Below are 1,157 nucleotides of genomic sequence, written 5' to 3' on the forward strand. Positions count from 1 at the left end.
CTCGCCCGCGAGGTGGAAAACGCGACGATTGTGTTTGTCGTGTGCGATCGAGGTGACCGATACCTGTCGACCGGTGCGTTTCCCGCGTGAGCCGGCCGATTTCGTCGGCAAACGCATCACCCCAGACAGGCGGTGGCAATTTACCGGATCTCGCTCAGTTCGGCTATTTCCTTAGGCACTGCCGGTGCGTCTTCGAACAGCACGCCACATGAGACGCGGCGCAGCAACACCGCGTGATTGTCGCTCGTCCACCATCGCGCGAACGCGCTTCCTGAACGGTGTCCGATCACGATCAAATCTACCTTCAGTATGTTCGCAAGGCGAGCAATCTCATCGAGAGGGTTGCCCACCAGCAGGTGGCCAGTGGCCGCCACCCCCGAGCTACGCAACCTGGCCACGCCGTCCCGAAGAATTTCGGTGGCGGCCTGCGCGTCGAGCTCGAATTCGACTGCGCTTGGCACGCTAAGGCCGCCTGACCAGTCGCAGCAGTCGAGTATTGCGAGCAAGTGTGCTTCGGCGTTCATTTGTGGGGCAAGTGCCGAACCGCACCGCAGGGTCGCCTGACCACTCGCCGTTCCGTCGTAACAGAGGAGGATGCGATCGAATTGCGACACTGTGATGGCCTTCCCCGATCAAATCGACAGCACGATGGCACGGTCGGCACCCGCCCCTTCGATCTCAGGTGATGAGCGGAACAGCCTCGATCAGCGCGAACCCGAGCAATGCACCGATTACGGCGCCGACCAGCTTCGGATGCCAGCGATTGAGATGCAGTGCGCCAAGCAGCGCGCCGACCAGAATCACGCCGAGCAGTGCAGACACGACGATCAGATAACCCATTTCGAAGTCGCTGGTAATAATCACGATCGTTCACCTCCTTCGGTTGACCTTCTGGACGACTTGGCAGGGCTCACTCAGACAACGCGAAATTGCCTCTGCGTCGCAGAAATACATTCGATCGACGACTCTATTATAGATCACAACGTGATGTAAATATCAAGCGATGCGCTCTGGGCCGACCTCAGCGCTGGTGCGCGTGCAACTCACCCGTTGCGGTCCATACGCGAAAAGCGCGTTCTCAATCCCTGCGGGTGGATCCGTCGAAAGCGCTCTTTTTTGTGCTCCTCGTCGAAGTGAGCGAGCGACGGCTTGACCAG

Annotated in this window: 2 protein-coding genes; both read right to left on the reverse strand. The window is 59.4% G+C overall.

Annotated elements, in window-relative coordinates:
- Positions 1-140 precede the first annotated feature (140 nt).
- Entirely contained in the window at positions 141-614 is a 474-nt protein-coding gene (locus AWB68_RS45220) for a universal stress protein (protein ID WP_087650487.1), read from the reverse strand.
- Positions 615-678: 64 nt separating this feature from the next.
- A complete protein-coding gene (locus AWB68_RS45225) occupies positions 679-864 on the reverse strand; it encodes a hypothetical protein (protein WP_087650488.1) in 186 nt (61 codons plus the stop codon).
- Between the last annotated feature and the right edge of the window lie 293 nt (positions 865-1,157).

This window comes from Caballeronia choica, from assembly GCF_001544535.1.
GTDB lineage: Bacteria > Pseudomonadota > Gammaproteobacteria > Burkholderiales > Burkholderiaceae > Caballeronia > Caballeronia choica.